Genomic DNA, 17,190 nt, shown 5'->3' with positions numbered 1-17,190 from the left:
CAATAAACACCTATTTTTTGAACTCCAAAATATAAATTTTTTTAGTCTCAGGGGTGATTTTATAGCGGTCGTTAATCCGGTAGCCTGCCACCCAGATAATTTCCCGCCCTGATAAAACGACCTTCACTTTTTCTTTCTCACTTAAGGGTATTTTTAAATCAATAAGGAAGTCACTGAGTTTTTTGTGGGTTTTCATGCCAAGAGGCACAAAGCTGTCGCCATGCTGCCAGTTACGAACTTCAAGCGGAAGCGTTAATTTATCATAATCAAAGCAGCCAATAGCACTGCTAAACGGTATCCCAAATGATTTATTCTTCTCAACTCGTGCAGTAAACAAGTCATCAATTGTATACTTTTGACTCTCCGTAGTTATTTTTGATAGGATTAGTTCGGTTCTATCCTTTAATACTTTATGTGTTGAAGAATAAAATTGCTTGCCGGGTTGAGCATTTAAAGCATCAATTATTTCGGTTACAGTGCTGGCCACAAAGCCAAATGGTTTTAGTAAGCCAAATAATAAAGCTTTTAAGTGCTTTTGTTGCTTAAGTTTTTCAATACCGATTAATATTTCGTTATTACGATGTTGAAATAATTCATCCTTCTTTTCTTCCAAGTAAAGATTGACTAAATCTTCGCTCTCCTTTAAATATTCAATTGTTTGTGAAAAGGTGTGTTCTAAATCCGGGTTAATTTCTTTTAAAATGGGAATAACCTCATTACGTAATTTGTTTCGCAAGTATTTGGAAGAGCGGTTGGTGACATCTTCACGGAAATGAACATCACTTTGATTGGCTACTTTTTCAATTTCTTCACGGGTTAGAAATAGCAAAGGGCGAATAATGTCATCTCTTTTGGGTAAAATTCCATGTAAACCGGCAAGTCCGGTGCCGCGTAAAAGGTTAATTAACACAGTTTCAATTGTGTCATTTTTATGATGTCCTACAGCAATACAGTTATATCCGTATTCTTCTTTAATATTACGCAACCAGCTATAACGCAAATCACGGGCTGCCATCTGTACAGAAACCTTTTTCTCTTCGGCATAAGCAGTAGTATTGAGTCGAACCTGGTGGTAAGCAACACCCAGTTCAGCCGCAAGTTCTGAAACGAATGCTGCATCTGCTTCCGCATCTTCTCCACGCAACTGAAAATTGCAGTGTGCAATCCCGAAATTAAAATGCGCCGCTGCAAATAAGCGTGCCATCACAACGGAGTCTACGCCACCACTAACGGCAAGTAATACTCTGTCGGAAGGACCAAATAAGCCTTGGGTGCTTATAAAGTTTTTAAATGGAAGTAAATAATCAGACAACCTATACATGGGCGCTAAACCTACATGATTATTTAAACAATAGCAATATTCCCTTAAATGTTTGAACAATTTTTTTTGCTTGGCCTGGTCAGCAAGGATAGGAAAAACTCGGTCCGTTCAAATAAGTGAAAAAAGCTATTTTTGTGCTAATGAAATTCCGCATATTATTTCTACTGATTATATTCTTGTTTTGTGCAACGAACAATTTTGCACAAAAGAAAACTACACGCGTTCAAATTGAAAACTCTGATGATGCTGAATTCAGAATTAAGGAAGGAGTTTCTCACTTTGTAGGTAACTGCCGATTTAGACACGAAAATGCATTAATGTATTGTGATAGTGCAGATTACTTTGAAAAGGAAAACAGGTTAAATGCTTTCGGAAACGTACGCATTTTACAAGCTGATACTATCAACGTTACAGCCAAGCGACTGATTTACGATGGTAATACCCGTAGAGCCGAACTTTTTGAAAATGTAACGCTGACGGACGGAAAGGCTGTGCTTACCACTGAATATCTGCAATACGATATGGCGACGAGGATAGGAACCTATCCGAATTCAGGCAAAATTACCAACCAGCAAAATGTATTGACGAGCAATACCGGTTATTATTTTGTCGGTTCAAAAGATGCATTTTTTAGACACAATGTAAAAATTAATACACCTCAGACCGAAATTACCAGTGACACAATAAAGTACAATACCCAAAACCGTATTGCCAATTTCTTTGGGCCAACGCATATTAAAGGTAAAGACGATTATTTATATACCGAAAATGGCTGGTATAATACCTCTACTGATCAGGCAAAGTTTAACGAACGTTCTTTCTATCAATCAGGATCAAAAACCTTAAAAGGCGATACGTTGTATTACGACAGGAGAGCTGGGTATGGAAGAGCCGTCAAGAACGTTTACTTTATTGATACTGCCGACAAGGTGATCTTAACCGGAGGATATGGTCAGTATAACAAGCCATCTGAAATAGCTTATGTAACTAAAAGGGCACTGCTCTCCATTGTGCAGGAAAAAGATACCATCTTTTTAACGGCTGATACATTGAAAACAACACTTTCTGATCCGAAGCAAAAGTCTAATAAAAATGGTGAAATTTCAAAGGATACCACTGTTGTTACTAAAATTCAGAAAAAGGAGCAAGTTAATGCCGATGATGATATGCCTCCGATGGGACCAGGGATCACGGAGCCTATGAAGCCTGTTAGTAAAACAACTGATACGTTGAAAAGGGCGAATGAGGCAAAGAATGTAGCGGATAGCTTGCTGAAGAAAACAGATACAACAAAGGTTGTTAAAGAAGATACTACCCGTTATAGGATATTATATGCCTATAAAAACGTTCGCATGTATAAATCAGATTTACAGGCAGTAGCCGATTCGCTGGTTTATACTTACTCTGATTCAATTATGCGATGTTATAAATCGCCGGCTGTGTGGACGCAAGGCTCGCAAATAACAGCCAATCAAATTGATATCGAGCTGAAGAATAAAAAGATTGACCGGATGAAGATGAATGCTTCAGCTTTTCTGGTGGGTACGGAAGGAGATTCTACTTTGTTTAACCAAATAAGTGGTAAAAACATGGTGGGATTCTTCAATGACAATAAACTTACTCGCTTAAATGTTATTGGCAATGGCGAAAGTATCTATTACCCAAAGGAGGACTCTGTTACTTATACCGGAATGAATAGAGCCCTTTGTAGTAACATGACCTTAACATTTAAGAATAATAAAGTTGCCAGGGTGAAAATGGAAAAAGATATTGAAGGCAAATTGCACCCTTTGGACAAAATACCTGAGGGGGAAGACAAGCTTAAAGGGTTTATTTGGCGAGTTGAAGAGCGTCCGGTTTCTAAAGAGGATATTTATCGTAAGGTAGCGGTTAAGACGGTTGTTGATTCAACAGAAAAGAAGAATGGCCGTCAGATTCAGCAAGGAGAAAAGAAAACATCAGTACTTCCTGCAGCTCCTAAAAAAGCAACCATAGCCCCTGCTAAAAAGGAATCATTTACTCCTCGAAAGGAGCGATAAAAAACAAATGATTTGGATAGTTAAGAAAGTGCACATTGAATAATTTCATTATTTAGCGTGCATTTTTTTTTGACCATAAATATTATTCTGCCCCAAAAATAAAAAGCCCGTAATTTGCATTACGGGCTTTCGAAATAAATATCGTGTATGAATTAGATAACTTTTACGTTAACTGCATTCATGCCTTTTTTACCTCTTTCCAGTTCAAATTGAACACGGTCGTTTTCTTTAATTTCGTCGATAAGGCCGGTCACGTGAACGAATGTTTCATTGTTTGAATCATCGTGCTTAATGAAACCAAAACCTTTGGTTGAATTAAAGAATTTTACTACTCCTGTTTGCATTTTATTTTGATATTAAATTAAAAATTAATGACAAATGTATTTGCTTACCATTTACTTAGCAGGCAATACAGTTATTTTTTTAAAGATCTGATTAGGAAGTTTGATGATAAGGAAGATAAAATCTTTTACTTAACAGCCTACTACTCTGTATCAAAGCTTTGCAAAGATTAGGTTAATTATTTACAAAACCAATTTTATTTAAATTAAAATTCGAATTTGATGATTTATATATCAGATTAGAATAAGCTTTTAATAATAGTTTCTACACTTACTCCTTCAGCCTCGGCCTTGTAATTGCGAATAATACGGTGACGCAGCACTTCAATGGCAATCGCCTGTACATCTTCAATGTCGGGTGAGTATTTGCCCATAATAGCTGCATGACATTTTGCTCCTAATACCAAGAATTGCGAGGCACGCGGTCCTGCTCCCCAGGTTAGGTATTGGTTAACTTTATCTGTAGCGTGAACAGTTCCAGGGCGAGTTTTGTTGGCTAATTTTACTGCATAGCTTAAAACATTGTCTGTTACCGGTATGTTACGCACCAAGTGTTGAAAATATTCTATCTGTTCGGCTGATAGAATCGTTTCAAGTTCAGGCTTTACATTTGATGTGGTGTTTCTTACCACTTCCAACTCTTCCTCAAAACTTGGATAGTCCAGTTTAATATTGAACATAAAGCGATCTAATTGAGCTTCCGGTAGGGGGTAGGTGCCCTCTTGTTCGATGGGGTTTTGGGTAGCTAATACAAAAAAAGGCTTTGGCAATTTATGGTTTACGCCACTGGTGGTAACGGCTCTTTCTTGCATTGCCTCTAGTAAGGCAGCCTGTGTTTTAGGAGGAGTACGGTTAATTTCGTCAGCCAGAATGATGTTTGAAAATAATGGACCTTTTATAAATTTAAAGCTGCGATCCTCTCCTAATATCTCCGAACCTGTAATGTCAGAAGGCATCAGATCGGGAGTAAACTGAATACGGTTATTACTCAGATCAAGAACCTTAGAAACCGTTTGTACCAGTAAGGTTTTAGCCAGACCAGGCACTCCAACCAACAGGCAATGGCCATTACTAAAAATGGCAATTAATACTGATTTAATCACATCTTCCTGTCCGACAATAACTTTAGAAACTTCCGCTTGTATTTCTTTGTAAGATGCGGTAAGGGCTTCAACGGCTTCTACTTCTGAACTGTATAATGACATACTTTTGGTGCTGTTAAATTACTATGCCCTGAATGTACAAATACCAATGAATACAACAAAATCAAACTGATGAGTAATAATTATTTTGCAGTATAAAAAAATCCCGGCTGATAGGTCAACCGGGATTTTCTATTGTTCCACAAAATTGTTGGTCTTTTTATTTAGAGGCCTTTGGCTTTGGAGCGTCTTTTTTGATCCATGGTTGTATTTCCGGACAACTAGAATACTCAGTAGCGATGCGTATGTATTTCTCAGCACGTTTTTTGGCAACCCATTGCTCAAATTTCTTACGCTGTTTTTCCTGCAAGGCCGCATCTTGTATTCTTGAATAATCCAAATTTAAGTTGGCGCGATGAGGTTCAGATTGCGATTTAAAGTAGATTACTCTAAAGCCTTGTTTACCTTCTCTTGGATTAGCATAAGCCGCTACCTTACTAAAATCTCCAACCTTCATGCTATCCAGCATTGCAGGTAGAGCGCTGTCCATTTGTCCTAATAGTTCAAGTGGAATTGAATTAGAACGCTGACTTTCTGGATTGCGTAGCATACCTCCATTAGAGCGGGTTTCCACATCATCCGAATAAATAACCGCTGCCTCGGCAAAATTGATTTTGTTATTTTTAATGTTATAAACGGCACTATCCAGATCTGTACGTGCCTTTGTAAGTTCTTTTGAACCAAACTCCGGCTTAATTAAGATGTGACGAACATTCACTTGATCTCCTCTGCGATCTATAGATTGCAAAATATGATAGCCAAATTTAGTTTCTACAATTGGCGAAACTTCACCCGGTTTTAACTTAAAGGCAACAGCCTCAAAAGGCGTCACCATCATACCGCGACTAAAATAGCCGATTTCTCCATTTTGGCTGGCAGAACCTGGATCTTGTGAATACAATGCAGCTAATGTTCCAAAGTCTTCTCCTGCACGTACACGGGCACGTAAAGCTTCCAGTTTAGCCCGAGCTAAATCTTTTTGCTCTTTACTGTAAGAGGGGTACTTTACTAATTGACCGATTTCAATTTCGGTACCATACAGTGGTAAGCTGTCCAATGGAATTCTATCGTAAAAAGCTTTTACTTCAGCGGGAGAAATTGTTGTTCCTTCAGCAACCTTTCCTTGCATCTGACGTGCCAGTAACTGTTCACGAATCAAAGGGCGAATGTCTTCTTTAAACTGAAGAATGGATTTGCCTAATAATTCTTTTTCCAGTTTTTCTATAGAACCTCCCACTTGTTGGGTAAAATATTGTATACGCTGGTCTATAGTTTGTTCAACCTGTGCCTCGTCAACTATTAAACTGTCAAGCTGAGCTTGGTTTAATAAAAGCTTTTGAAGTAAAAGTTCATTTAAAATAGTGCACTTTACTTTTTCATTAGGCGGATTTTGTTGGCGCAAATACTCCAAGTATTGTGATTCTACGTCTGACTGTAGAATGATTTTGTCGCCTACAACACCAACAACTTTATCAATTGACTTTTTTTGAGCAAATGCCCCGAATGCGCCGGCTATCAATAAGCCAAATATTAAAAGTTTCTTCATCTGTAATCTTCGACCCAGTTAAGGGGCGGGTTTTAACTTTTTTAGATAACTGCCAAAAATACATTTTTATTTTAGTTGTGAATAAATTGTTTTTGAGAGTACTTAAGGTTTATTTTAAATGTATTTTTGAACCATGGAAAATCTGCAAACTCACCAGGATGCAATAATGCTGGCAACGTTGCTTACTGAAACAATTTATAAAGTTGATGAATGGGGGGCTGAAAAGGTTTTGTTTTCTGGTAATCAGGAGGTTGTGTCGGTTTTGCAGGAGGGTAGTGCAGATGCTTTGCCTACAGCAAGTCTAAATAGTTCCGGAGCATTTGATTACTTAGGTGAAAACAATAAATATATTTTGGTATTGGTAAAATATCCTAATTCAAAACATATTCCAGATAAAGACAAAGAGTTTTTGCTCAAAATAATTGGTGCTTTAAAATTGGGATTAGAGGATGTTGCCATATTAAACTATGCTCATTTTGCCTCGGCTGATCTGCAGATGCTGAAAGATTACTTCAGCTGTAATAAGATCATAGCTTTTGATTTAGCACCAACTGCTCCAATCTTCAAAAATTTAAATATTCAAGATTTTGCAACCACTGCTTTTAATGGAGTTTCAATTATGAGAACTCCAGATTCTTTAGCTATAATTGAAGCTGATAAGAATAAGAAGATGGTGTTGTGGAATGCCTTAAAATTGCTTTTTAATGTTAAATAAACTGGTTTTTGCTACCAATAATGCTCATAAGGTAGAAGAAGTAAGTGCTATGCTCGATGGCGCTTTTGAATTATTTACACTTGATCAAATTGGCTGCGATGCAGATATTCCTGAAACAGGCAATACCTTTGCTGAGAATGCCGGACAAAAGTCGTGGTATGTATATGATAATTTTCAATTGAATTGTTTTGGAGATGACAGCGGACTGGAAGTAGATGCGCTAAACGGCGAACCTGGAGTGTATTCAGCACGTTACTCGGGTTCACGCGACCATGATAAGAATATCGATATAGTGTTAGAAAAGCTTGGGAATGCCGCCAACCGTACTGCGCGCTTTAAAGCAGTTATTTCATTAGTGATAAATGGTAAAGAACATCTTTTTGAAGGAACAGTAGAAGGTACAATTAGAAATGCCCGCTCTGGAACAGATGGTTTTGGTTATGACCCCATTTTTCAACCCGATGGATATGATGTTACCTTTGCTGAGATGACCATGGAAGAAAAAAATGCCATCAGTCACCGTGGGCGGGCTGTTGCTAAATTAGTGGAGTTCTTAAATAATTTGTAAGGTCATCCATTTTTAAATTAAGAGTTTTAAGATAAGCCCAACTGCAGCGGCAGCAGCAATGATCATCGGTTCTTGAATTTTCTTAATATATAATAAGGTTAGAATAGATATCCCTGCTATTAAAACGGTAGGAATATCGATAAGAGTTCTCAATGCAATTACCACAACAGCGCCAGCTAAAGCTCCAACTACGGCGGCTGTGATTCCATCAACAAAAGCTTTAATGCTTTTATTGGCGGCTATCTTTTTAAAATAAGGTGCAGGGATAATGGTAAACAAATAACAAGGCAAAAATGTGGCTAAAGCTGCTATGCATGCCCCTTGAAGGCCCGCAACTAAATAACCAATAAATCCAACCGTAATTACCACCGGCCCAGGGGTAATCATTGCAACGGCCACAGCATCAATAAATTGTTGCTCAGTAAGCCAGCCATACTCATTAACCACACCGCTGTGTAAAAAAGGAACAATAGCCAATCCGCTTCCGAATACGAATGCCCCTGCCTTTGTGAAAAACCATGCAATTTTGATCAGTATACTTGATTCAGGTTGGCCTAGTGTACTGCTGATCAATAAAAAAGAAGAAGCTGTTCCCGGTTTTCGGAGCCAAAGTGGAGGCGCTTTAACAATCATGTAAATCATTCCTGCCGATATGAAAAGCAATACTTCTTCTCTTTCAGTCAGGATAGTAATTAATGCTGTTGAAAGATAAAAAAACCATAAAAGCCAGTTCTTTTTTGCCGAAGCGGCTTTACCAACTGATTTTTTAGTTAATTTATAAGCGCTGATGGCTATGATGCCTATAACTGCTGAGCCTACTCCATAGAAAACCGCTTGCATCCATGCCAGTCCACCGTAAAGTTTGTAAGCTATGCCTAATAACACAACCATAATGAAAGAAGGGATTACAAAAGCTAGTCCGGCAATGGTGGCCCCTAAAACGCCGTAATGCACAAACCCAATATAGATTCCTAATTGAGCTGCCAAAGGACCGGGAGCCAGTTGAGCTAATGCCAGCCCCTCTTTGTAGTCATCTTCGGTGATCCATTGCCGTTTTTCTACCAAATCACGGTGCATGTAGCCAACCAAAGCAATGGGGCCTCCAAATCCGGTAGTGCCTAATCTTAAGAAATAGCGAACGAGGTCAAATAATGAGTAGGCGGGTTGTTTTGTTATAACAGAGGGTTCCATATGTGTTTTTCTCCTTGTGCAAATTTTGCCCAGGCGTAAAGAGCGTCGTAAATTTTTAAGCCAATCTGAAGCATCTGATGGTCGTCCTGAAAATTATAGGAGAGCCCTGCAGAGATTGCCCATAACCCGGCAGCTTGTGGGGCTATATCAAACCGGTCAGTATCTGCCCCTCTGACAATTATAGCCAATTGGAGTAAGGACGGATCGGTTAATTGATGTTTTTTGATAATGTAGTCGAATGTGCAGAATTCGCCTTCGTGTGAGTATTCAGCACCGGGAATGTCATATGGAATAGCCTGAAGCTCTTTTGCCTTCTCAAAAACTTGCTCTTTCGGTACGTAAATAAATTCCGCATCCATATCAACAAAGTTCCTAATTAGCCATGGGCAAGCAATTCGGTCAATTTTGGGTCGTTCACGCGTTATCCATTTCATTTTATTAAAACTTAGACTACAAATTTGGTAGAGTTGATGCTTTTGAAATAGAATAGAAATGACCTATTTGTACATAAATTACTTTTTGAACAAATTTTTTCTGAACGCTGAGGGGCTTTGTCCTATGTGTTTCTTAAAGATGCGTGTAAAGTGACTTTGGTCTGAAAAGCCCGTTAGATATGCAATTTCTGTTAACGAGTAAACAGGTGATTGCAACAATTGAATCGCTTTTTCGATGCGAAGCTTACGAATGTATTCACCAAATGATAGATCATCAAAATACTTCGAGAATTCGCGCGATAGGTATGATGGGTTTACATTTAGATCTTTAGATAAGCCTTTTAGACTAAGGCTTAGTTGAGTGTCAATTTGATCCTGAATGATGTTTTTTAATTCTTTTGCCCATTTTGGAGTACGTTTCTTTGTCTCTTTCTTTTCATTAAGGTAGGCATTCAATGCTTGCAGAAGAAGCTGTTCAAAAGGATTTTGAGTATGTTTCTCTTTCTGAAGGTAACTTGCCCAGCTGTACAATGCATCGTAAATTATCAGTCCTTGTTGAAGCAGCTCCTGATCATTAGAAATATTATGGGCCAAGCCTGCTGAAATGGCCCAGAGTCCGGCTGATTGTTGAGATAGGTTATGCCGGTCGGTGTCAGCTCCCCGGATAATTAATGCCATGGTATGGATGGCTGGATCGTCGATTTCGTATTTTTCTACGAAATAATCGAAGCTACAGTTTTCTCCGTAATGTGTAAATTCAACTTCTGGAACGTCGAAGGGAATGGCTTTCTGTAATTCCGCCTGTTTCTTTACTTGGTCAAAGGGTACGTAAATAATTTCCGCTTCTTTATCAATAAAGCGTTTAATTAACCAAGGACAGGCTAATCGATCAATTTTGGGTCGTTCACGGGTGATCCATTTCATTCTTTATTCAACATTCTACTATAACATTCCCATTTTAATCAGGGAATAAAATATGGATGAAGTGTGCATGGCTTGAGGAATTTTGTTTTCCATAACCAGTGTTTTTAACTCATTGATAGAAATTAATTCCACCAAAATATCTTCAGAATGATCCAGCTGTTGTTCGCTCACTTTTCTGCCACCAGTGGCTAAGAAACTATAAACCTTATTGGAGGACGTTGATGGATTGGGGTATAAAACAGCAACCTGCTCCACTTTATCAAATTCATAACCGGTTTCCTCCAATAATTCTCTTTTGATTGTATCCTCCGGTGAGTTGTCGGTCGGATCAATAACACCACCAACAATTTCTAGCATGGTCTGTTCGGCGCCATGCCTGTATTGATGTACCATTATCACCTCATTGTCCTCAGTTAGAGCAACGGCATTTACCCAATCTGAATATTCCAAAACATAATAAGGTTCAATAATTTTCCCATTGGGCATACGACATGAATCCACTCGTAGGGTAGCCCATTGATCATTTAATATGTATTCGGATGACACTTTCTGCCAATGTAAGTCTGTTGACATAATTTAAATAAGGAGTTAAATGTTATCAAACATACAATGATTTTGCCGAAAATTCTGCTACTTTGGTAACGCTGAAATAGATCAATAATTTATGCGGAGTATATTGCTTTCCACTCTTTTGTTTGCGTTCGTTTTTATTGTTATTTTTTCTTGTACCAACAAAGGTTACAATAAAGAAATGAGATCCTCCGAAACAACTATCGATACAGGAAATTACGCTTTGGTAATTCATGGCGGAGCCGGTACTATTTTAAAGGAAAGGATGACGTCCAAAAAGGAGGCTGCATATAAAGCTGCGCTTACACAGGCCTTACAAGCCGGTTATGATATTTTAAAAAAAGGCGGTAATAGTTTGGATGCTGTAGAGGCAGCAGTTATAGTAATGGAAGATTCTCCCTTGTTTAATGCCGGAAAAGGGTCGGTATTTACCAATGAAGGAAAAAATGAAATGGATGCAGCTATTATGGACGGTAAAAGCCTGATGGCAGGTTCAGTTGCTTCGGTAACAACTATTAAAAATCCTATTATAGCAGCAAAAACTGTTATGTTAAAATCGCCTCACGTAATGATGATAGGGGCCGGAGCAGAGAAATTCGCCAAAGAACAGGGACTTAATATTGTTGATCCATCTTATTTTTACACGAAAGAACGTTGGGAGCAGTTACAAAATGCTAAGGAGAAAGATAAAATTCAGCTAGATCATACTGATTCAATTAAAAGTCATTCATTCCTGAAACAGCCTGAAAATCATGATTATAAATACGGAACGGTTGGGGCATGTGCGCTTGATATTCATGGTAATTTGGCAGCAGCTACTTCAACAGGAGGGATGACCAATAAACGTTTTGGCAGGGTAGGAGATGCTCCGATCATTGGAGCAGGTACCTACGCCAATAATAATAGCTGCGCAGTCTCATGCACCGGATGGGGAGAGTTTTTTATCCGTAATGTAGTAGCACATGATGTTGCCGCTTTGGTGGAGTATAAGGGGCTAAATTTAAAAGATGCTGCCGAAGAAGTAGTGATGAAAAAGGTGCCGGCCCTTGGAGGCGATGGGGGATTAATTGCTATTGACAGAAAAGGCAACATTGCTATGCCATTTAATACTGCCGGCATGTACAGGGGGTATGTAAAGAAGGATGGACAAATTGTAGTTGAAATTTATAAATAATCTCGTGTTTGAATTTAATTGGTTAAATTGAGAAGATTAGTGATTCAGTTCATTTAAAGCCCAAAAAAGGCTATTGAGCTGGTTGTGTTGAAGTTTCCAATTTCATTTCTAAATTCTTCTTTCATATTTAATTTATAATACCTACTTTTGCGGGCTAATTTACAGGTACGTACATTGAAACCGGATAAAGAGTATATTATTCCTTTTGTTGGCTTAAATTTTGGTGATAACCAATTTGAATATGTTATCAACAAAAAGTTTTTCGATGAGTATGAGTATTCTTTGGTGAAAGAAGGAGATGTTAAAGTGTATTTAACATTCAATAAACAAGAAAATTTGTTTGTTCTTGACTTTCATCTTGAAGGTACCATTGAGGTTATGTGTGATCGTTGCCTGGCGCCATATCCTCAAAATGTGAATGTACGCGAGCAGCAAATTGTGAAATTGTCTGATTCGGATTTTGATGATAGCGGAGAGGTGATAGTGATTGGTAGAAGCTCGTATGAGTTCGACGTTGCTCCGTTAATTTATGAGTACATTAATTTGCAAGTGCCAATTATCACAGCATGTGATGGAAAGCAGAGCTTCTGTGACCAAACAATGCTTGATAAATTAAATAAGCTTCGCACTGACGAAGAAAGAAGTGAAGATAAGCCTACTGACCCTCGTTGGGATGCTTTGAAAAACTTCGGAGATAATTAAGAAATAATATTTTTGGATATATAAAATTGTAATAAAATGCCAAATCCTAAGCGTAAATTTTCGAAGTCGAGAAGAGATAAGCGTAGAACTCACTACAAAGCATCGGCTACTCCGTTGTTCGTATGTAAAACTACCGGTGCTGTACACTTGCCTCACCGCGCTTACACAGTTGACGGTAACTTATACTACCGTGGTAAACTGATTGTTGAGAATACTGCACAAGCTTAATACTCTAACACTATCTTACCATGCGTATTGGTTTAGATGTGATGGGTGGAGATTTTGCTCCTAAAGCTGCTGTTTTAGGTGCTATTGAAACCTTTAAAACGCTGCCTGCCGACCAACATCTGGTTTTAATTGGCGACAGCAATCAGGTGAAAGAAATCTGTGCCGAAGTGGGCTTCGATGTGAAAAATTTTGAATTAGTTCACACCGATGATGTAATTGGTATGGGGGAACACCCCACCAAGGCCATCGTTAAAAAGCCTAACTCGAGTATTACCGTAGGTTTCGGATTGCTTAAAGAAGGAAAGATAGATACTTTTTCGAGTGCAGGTAATACCGGTGCAATGCTGGTAGGTGCTATGTTCTCGGTAAAAGCAATTCCTGGAGTAATCCGCCCTTGTATGCCAACCATTGTACCTAAGTTACATGGCGGTGTAGGTGTGATACTGGATGTAGGTGCAAATGCCGACTGTAAACCTGATGTATTGCTCCAATTTGGTGTTCTTGGTAAATTATTGGCCGAGAATATCTACGAAGTGGACAATCCGAAAATTGGCTTGTTAAATATCGGTGAAGAAGAGGAAAAAGGTAACTTACTAAGTTTAGCTACCTATCCTTTAATGAAGGATACCGAACTATTCAATTTCATTGGAAATGTTGAAGGACGAGATTTGTTCAATGACAAGGCCGATGTTATTGTTTGTGATGGCTTCACTGGTAATATTGTGTTGAAACTGGCAGAATCGTTTTATGTTCTTACCCGTAAAAAGGGTATGAAAGATGAATTCTTTGACCGCTTTAACTATGAGCAGTATGGAGGAAGTCCAATTTTAGGAGTTAATGCTCCTGTAGTAATAGGACATGGAATATCGAGCCCGAAAGCAATTAAGCATATGTTGCTGCTTTCACGCGATCTGATAACTTCAGGTCTTATTGATAAGATCAAACAAGCATTTAAATAAGAAATTATTTACTGAAACCCAACAACTTGATTTCCCGCAATTAATCAGGCTGTTGGGTTTCTCTTTTCTTGAAAATCTCGTATTTTCATAATAATTTCCTATTATTGCCGCGCTCTTCTAAAGAATTGCGATAATTATTTTCCAAACGTATGTCAAAAATTAGTGCTGCAATAACTTCGGTTTTTGGTTATGCTCCAGAAGACAAGCTGACTAACCAAGACCTTGAAAAAATGGTTGATACTAATGATGAGTGGATCCTTTCACGCACAGGTATCAAAGAACGAAGAATTCAAAAAGAGGGCGCAACATCAGACATGGGCGTTAAAATCATGGAAGGATTACTTGCTAAACGCGGTATTACTCCTGAGGAAATTGACCTGGTGATTTGTACCACTGCGACCCCTGATTATGTTTTTCCAGCCACTGCCAATGTTATTTGTGATAAAATAGGTGCCAAGAATGCCTGGGGATATGACCTCAGCGCTGCTTGCTCGGGCTTTATTTATGGTTTAACTACCGGAGCTCAGTTTATCCAAACGGGTATGTACAAAAAAGTAGTGATAATTGGTATCGACAAAATGTCATCGATTATTGATTACCAGGACCGTGCTACCTGTATCATTTTTGGAGATGGTGGAGGAGCTGTTTTGCTAGAGCCAAATGAAGAAGGCTTAGGCTTCCAGGATGCGATTTTAAGAAGCGATGGCGCTGGTCGTCAGTATTTACTGATGAAAGCCGGAGGTTCTGCTAAACCTGCATCTCGTGAAACAGTTGAAAATCGTGAACACTTTGTTTATCAGGAAGGTAAAACCGTATTCAAATTTGCGGTTACCAATATGGCCGAAACAGCTGCTGAAGTAATGGAGCGTAATAACCTTACGGCCGATGATATTGCATGGTTGGTACCACACCAAGCTAACAAACGCATTATTGACGCAACAGCTGATCGCTGTGGAGTGCCTGCGGAAAAAGTGATGGTGAACATTGAACGCTATGGTAACACTACCAATGGAACTATTCCTTTATGTTTATGGGAATGGGAAAGCCAGCTGAAGAAAGGCGACAATCTTATTTTAGCAGCATTTGGTGGAGGCTTTACCTGGGGAGCTGTTTATATAAAATGGGCCTATTAATTAAATCTAACCTAAAGTATGTGATATAGTGTAGTTGAATGTGTTGAAAACTTACTCATGAACTTACATTAAAATAACTAACTTTAATAAAACTACTTAAACAAACACGCAAACTAATGGAAATCAAGGAAATTCAGGAACTTATTAAATTCGTCTCTAAGTCAGGCGTTAATGAAGTTTCAATTGAACGAAAAGATTTTAAAATTACTATAAAAACTACTTCACAACAAACTGTACAAGCGGTTGTTCAGGCAGTTCCGGCTGCGGCCCCTGTAGCGGCAATTCCGCATGTAACAGCTCCTGCAATTCCTGCAGCAGCTCCAGCTGCCGCTCCTGTAGCACCAGTTGCTCCAGCTGCAAGTGAAGAAAACCTGATCACTATCAAATCGCCTATGATTGGTACTTTCTACCGTCAGGCAAGCCCTGAAAAACCTTCTTTTGTAAATGTAGGTGACGAAATTCGTCCAGGACAAGTATTATGTATCATTGAAGCTATGAAATTGTTTAACGAAATCGAGTCTGAAATTTCAGGTCGTATTGTTAAAGTTTTGGTTGAAAACGCAAGTCCGGTTGAGTACGATCAACCTTTGTTCTTGGTTGAGCCAATGTAATTTCAATTTGAAAATTAGAGAGTGGAACCCAACTCTTTGAAATGAGGACATTCTCAAACTCACACATTTTCAAATTTTCAAATTAGTAAAACATGTTTAAAAAAATACTTATTGCCAATCGTGGAGAGATTGCGTTGCGTATTATTCGCACGTGTAAAGAGATGGGCATAAAAACAGTTGCAGTATACTCAACTGCTGACCGTGATAGTTTGCACGTACGTTTTGCAGATGAAGCGGTATGTATTGGTCCTGCTCCAAGTAAAGACTCATACTTAAATATCCCTAATATTATTGCTGCGGCGGAGATCACCAATGCCGATGCGATTCACCCAGGTTATGGCTTCTTGTCTGAAAATGCTAAGTTTTCAGGAATTTGCCGTGAAAATGGGATTAAATTCATTGGAGCCAGTCCGGAGATGATTAATGCCATGGGCGATAAATCATCTGCGAAAGAAACTATGAAAAAAGCAGGAGTACCTACAATTCCTGGTTCTGATGGCTTGTTGAGCGATGTTAGTGAAGGGATTAAAGTTGCAAACCAAATAGGTTATCCGGTAATTTTGAAAGCGACTGCCGGTGGTGGTGGTCGTGGTATGCGTATCGTTTGGAAAGACGAAGACTTTGAGAACGCTTGGGATTCAGCTCGTCAGGAAGCCGGTGCAGCTTTCGGTAACGATGGTATCTATCTTGAGAAATTTGTAGAAGATCCTCGTCACATCGAAATTCAGATTGTAGGTGACCAGTATGGAAAAGTTTGCCACCTTTCTGAGCGTGATTGTTCAATTCAGCGTCGTCACCAGAAGTTGGTAGAAGAGTCTCCTTCTCCGTTTATGACTGATGAACTACGTCAGAAAATGGGTGACGCAGCTATCTCAGGAGCAGCAGCTGTAAACTACGAAGGTGCAGGAACAATTGAGTTTTTGGTTGATAAACACCGTAACTTCTACTTCATGGAGATGAACACTCGTATCCAGGTAGAGCATCCGGTAACTGAAGAAGTTATCAATTACGACTTGATTAAAGAGCAGATTAAAGTAGCCGCTGGTGTGCCAATTTCTGGCCGTTCTTATCTGCCAACAATGCATGCTATCGAGTGCCGTATTAATGCGGAAGATCCTTTGAACGGTTTCCGTCCGTCTCCAGGTAAGATTACCAATTTCCACTCTCCGGGTGGTCATGGAGTGCGTGTTGATACTCACGTTTACTCAGGCTATGTTATTCCACCTAATTACGACTCAATGATTGCCAAGCTAATCACCGTGGCGCAAACACGTGAGGAAGCTATTTCTACAATGGAAAGGGCTCTTAGCGAATTCGTAATTGAAGGAATTAAAACTACAATTCCATTCCATATAAAATTGATGCAGGATCCAAACTTTAGAGCTGGTAACTTTACCACTAAGTTTATGGAAACCTTTGAGATGGATAAATAATCATATTGAGAAAAATCAATAATGAAAATAACAGACAGCCGTATGATGAACTCATGCGGCTGTCTGTGTTTTAGCGAATAATAGTTTTTAGGATTGCTT

18 protein-coding genes are annotated in these 17,190 nt (G+C 38.8%); 10 read left to right on the top strand and 8 right to left on the bottom strand.

Features of this window, described 5'->3' with window-relative positions:
- Nucleotides 1–10 precede the first annotated feature (10 nt).
- The gene (gene tilS, locus L2B55_RS17485) at nucleotides 11–1,321 is read right to left on the bottom strand and encodes a tRNA lysidine(34) synthetase TilS (RefSeq protein WP_237847515.1); all 1,311 of its coding nucleotides are present in this window, start codon (nucleotides 1,319–1,321) and stop codon (nucleotides 11–13) included.
- 140 nt (nucleotides 1,322–1,461) lie between these two features.
- On the opposite strand from tilS, the gene L2B55_RS17480 reads away from it, so the two are divergent.
- The gene (locus tag L2B55_RS17480; RefSeq protein WP_237847513.1) at nucleotides 1,462–3,360 is read left to right on the top strand and encodes an OstA-like protein; all 1,899 of its coding nucleotides are present in this window, start codon (nucleotides 1,462–1,464) and stop codon (nucleotides 3,358–3,360) included.
- Between the two features lie 152 nt (nucleotides 3,361–3,512).
- Here L2B55_RS17480 and L2B55_RS17475 read toward each other — a convergent pair whose 3' ends face one another.
- From L2B55_RS17475 to L2B55_RS17465, 3 genes are all read right to left on the bottom strand, one after another.
- Nucleotides 3,513–3,704 carry a cold-shock protein gene (locus L2B55_RS17475; RefSeq protein WP_237847512.1) on the bottom strand — a complete coding sequence of 64 codons (192 nt, stop codon included), beginning with the start codon at nucleotides 3,702–3,704 and terminating at the stop codon, nucleotides 3,513–3,515.
- A 236-nt stretch (nucleotides 3,705–3,940) separates the two neighbouring features.
- A complete protein-coding gene (locus L2B55_RS17470) occupies nucleotides 3,941–4,906 on the bottom strand; it encodes an AAA family ATPase (RefSeq protein WP_237847510.1) in 966 nt (321 codons plus the stop codon).
- Between the two features lie 157 nt (nucleotides 4,907–5,063).
- Complete coding sequence (locus L2B55_RS17465) at nucleotides 5,064–6,449, bottom strand: peptidylprolyl isomerase (RefSeq protein WP_237847508.1); 1,386 nt, start codon at nucleotides 6,447–6,449, stop codon at nucleotides 5,064–5,066.
- Nucleotides 6,450–6,582: 133 nt separating this feature from the next.
- Between L2B55_RS17465 and L2B55_RS17460 the strand changes: the two genes are divergently transcribed.
- Both L2B55_RS17460 and rdgB read left to right on the top strand, forming a co-directional pair.
- Entirely contained in the window at nucleotides 6,583–7,164 is a 582-nt protein-coding gene (locus tag L2B55_RS17460; protein ID WP_237847506.1) for a hypothetical protein, read from the top strand.
- Nucleotides 7,154–7,732, top strand: coding sequence for an RdgB/HAM1 family non-canonical purine NTP pyrophosphatase (gene rdgB, locus L2B55_RS17455; protein ID WP_237847504.1), 579 nt, complete (start codon nucleotides 7,154–7,156; stop codon nucleotides 7,730–7,732). Before L2B55_RS17460 ends, rdgB begins: the two co-directional genes overlap by 11 nt.
- Nucleotides 7,733–7,744: 12 nt before the next feature.
- Here the strand turns inward: rdgB and L2B55_RS17450 are convergent, their stop codons facing one another.
- The 4 genes from L2B55_RS17450 to L2B55_RS17435 form a co-directional block, all read right to left on the bottom strand.
- Entirely contained in the window at nucleotides 7,745–8,923 is a 1,179-nt protein-coding gene (locus tag L2B55_RS17450) for a chromate transporter (protein ID WP_237847502.1), read from the bottom strand.
- Nucleotides 8,905–9,357 carry a chromate resistance protein ChrB domain-containing protein gene (locus L2B55_RS17445; protein ID WP_237847500.1) on the bottom strand — a complete coding sequence of 151 codons (453 nt, stop codon included), beginning with the start codon at nucleotides 9,355–9,357 and terminating at the stop codon, nucleotides 8,905–8,907. The genes L2B55_RS17450 and L2B55_RS17445 overlap by 19 nt, the downstream gene beginning before the upstream one ends.
- 78 nt (nucleotides 9,358–9,435) lie before the next feature.
- Nucleotides 9,436–10,281, bottom strand: coding sequence for a chromate resistance protein ChrB domain-containing protein (locus L2B55_RS17440; RefSeq protein ID WP_237847498.1), 846 nt, complete (start codon nucleotides 10,279–10,281; stop codon nucleotides 9,436–9,438).
- A gap of 18 nt (nucleotides 10,282–10,299) precedes the next feature.
- Nucleotides 10,300–10,854: an NUDIX hydrolase gene (locus L2B55_RS17435; RefSeq protein WP_237847495.1), complete on the bottom strand. Its 555-nt coding sequence runs from the start codon at nucleotides 10,852–10,854 to the stop codon at nucleotides 10,300–10,302.
- A gap of 178 nt (nucleotides 10,855–11,032) precedes the next feature.
- On the opposite strand from L2B55_RS17435, the gene L2B55_RS17430 reads away from it, so the two are divergent.
- The 7 genes from L2B55_RS17430 (at nucleotide 11,033) to accC (ending at nucleotide 17,091) form a co-directional block, all read left to right on the top strand.
- Nucleotides 11,033–12,025: an isoaspartyl peptidase/L-asparaginase family protein gene (locus L2B55_RS17430; protein ID WP_237847493.1), complete on the top strand. Its 993-nt coding sequence runs from the start codon at nucleotides 11,033–11,035 to the stop codon at nucleotides 12,023–12,025.
- A gap of 147 nt (nucleotides 12,026–12,172) precedes the next feature.
- Nucleotides 12,173–12,727 carry a YceD family protein gene (locus tag L2B55_RS17425; RefSeq protein WP_237847491.1) on the top strand — a complete coding sequence of 185 codons (555 nt, stop codon included), beginning with the start codon at nucleotides 12,173–12,175 and terminating at the stop codon, nucleotides 12,725–12,727.
- 36 nt (nucleotides 12,728–12,763) lie between these two features.
- Nucleotides 12,764–12,955: a 50S ribosomal protein L32 gene (gene rpmF, locus L2B55_RS17420; RefSeq protein ID WP_103789768.1), complete on the top strand. Its 192-nt coding sequence runs from the start codon at nucleotides 12,764–12,766 to the stop codon at nucleotides 12,953–12,955.
- 20 nt (nucleotides 12,956–12,975) lie between these two features.
- Nucleotides 12,976–13,914: a phosphate acyltransferase PlsX gene (plsX, locus tag L2B55_RS17415; RefSeq protein WP_237847489.1), complete on the top strand. Its 939-nt coding sequence runs from the start codon at nucleotides 12,976–12,978 to the stop codon at nucleotides 13,912–13,914.
- A gap of 149 nt (nucleotides 13,915–14,063) precedes the next feature.
- Nucleotides 14,064–15,047: a beta-ketoacyl-ACP synthase III gene (locus L2B55_RS17410; protein WP_237847487.1), complete on the top strand. Its 984-nt coding sequence runs from the start codon at nucleotides 14,064–14,066 to the stop codon at nucleotides 15,045–15,047.
- A gap of 116 nt (nucleotides 15,048–15,163) precedes the next feature.
- Nucleotides 15,164–15,658 (top strand): acetyl-CoA carboxylase biotin carboxyl carrier protein, encoded by a 495-nt coding sequence (accB, locus tag L2B55_RS17405; protein WP_237847485.1) that lies wholly within the window; start codon nucleotides 15,164–15,166, stop codon nucleotides 15,656–15,658.
- Nucleotides 15,659–15,750: 92 nt separating this feature from the next.
- On the top strand, nucleotides 15,751–17,091 hold the full coding sequence (gene accC / locus L2B55_RS17400) for an acetyl-CoA carboxylase biotin carboxylase subunit (RefSeq protein WP_237847484.1): 1,341 nt from the start codon (nucleotides 15,751–15,753) through the stop codon (nucleotides 17,089–17,091).
- Nucleotides 17,092–17,190: the final 99 nt, after the last annotated feature.

This window comes from Solitalea lacus (genome assembly GCF_022014595.1).
GTDB classification, from domain to species: domain Bacteria; phylum Bacteroidota; class Bacteroidia; order Sphingobacteriales; family Sphingobacteriaceae; genus Solitalea; species Solitalea lacus.
Note: the sequence above shows the minus strand (reverse complement) of the source record. Positions and strands in the feature narration are given on the sequence as shown.

Coding starts and splice junctions, on each gene's coding strand:
- tilS (WP_237847515.1), bottom strand. CDS start 1,321: ATGTATAGGTTGTCTGATTATTTACTTCCATTTAAAAACTTTATAAGC.
- L2B55_RS17480 (WP_237847513.1), top strand. CDS start 1,462: ATGAAATTCCGCATATTATTTCTACTGATTATATTCTTGTTTTGTGCA.
- L2B55_RS17475 (WP_237847512.1), bottom strand. CDS start 3,704: ATGCAAACAGGAGTAGTAAAATTCTTTAATTCAACCAAAGGTTTTGGT.
- L2B55_RS17470 (WP_237847510.1), bottom strand. CDS start 4,906: ATGTCATTATACAGTTCAGAAGTAGAAGCCGTTGAAGCCCTTACCGCA.
- L2B55_RS17465 (WP_237847508.1), bottom strand. CDS start 6,449: ATGAAGAAACTTTTAATATTTGGCTTATTGATAGCCGGCGCATTCGGG.
- L2B55_RS17460 (WP_237847506.1), top strand. CDS start 6,583: ATGGAAAATCTGCAAACTCACCAGGATGCAATAATGCTGGCAACGTTG.
- rdgB (WP_237847504.1), top strand. CDS start 7,154: ATGTTAAATAAACTGGTTTTTGCTACCAATAATGCTCATAAGGTAGAA.
- L2B55_RS17450 (WP_237847502.1), bottom strand. CDS start 8,923: ATGGAACCCTCTGTTATAACAAAACAACCCGCCTACTCATTATTTGAC.
- L2B55_RS17445 (WP_237847500.1), bottom strand. CDS start 9,357: ATGAAATGGATAACGCGTGAACGACCCAAAATTGACCGAATTGCTTGC.
- L2B55_RS17440 (WP_237847498.1), bottom strand. CDS start 10,281: ATGAAATGGATCACCCGTGAACGACCCAAAATTGATCGATTAGCCTGT.
- L2B55_RS17435 (WP_237847495.1), bottom strand. CDS start 10,854: ATGTCAACAGACTTACATTGGCAGAAAGTGTCATCCGAATACATATTA.
- L2B55_RS17430 (WP_237847493.1), top strand. CDS start 11,033: ATGAGATCCTCCGAAACAACTATCGATACAGGAAATTACGCTTTGGTA.
- rpmF (WP_103789768.1), top strand. CDS start 12,764: ATGCCAAATCCTAAGCGTAAATTTTCGAAGTCGAGAAGAGATAAGCGT.
- plsX (WP_237847489.1), top strand. CDS start 12,976: ATGCGTATTGGTTTAGATGTGATGGGTGGAGATTTTGCTCCTAAAGCT.
- L2B55_RS17410 (WP_237847487.1), top strand. CDS start 14,064: ATGTCAAAAATTAGTGCTGCAATAACTTCGGTTTTTGGTTATGCTCCA.
- accB (WP_237847485.1), top strand. CDS start 15,164: ATGGAAATCAAGGAAATTCAGGAACTTATTAAATTCGTCTCTAAGTCA.
- accC (WP_237847484.1), top strand. CDS start 15,751: ATGTTTAAAAAAATACTTATTGCCAATCGTGGAGAGATTGCGTTGCGT.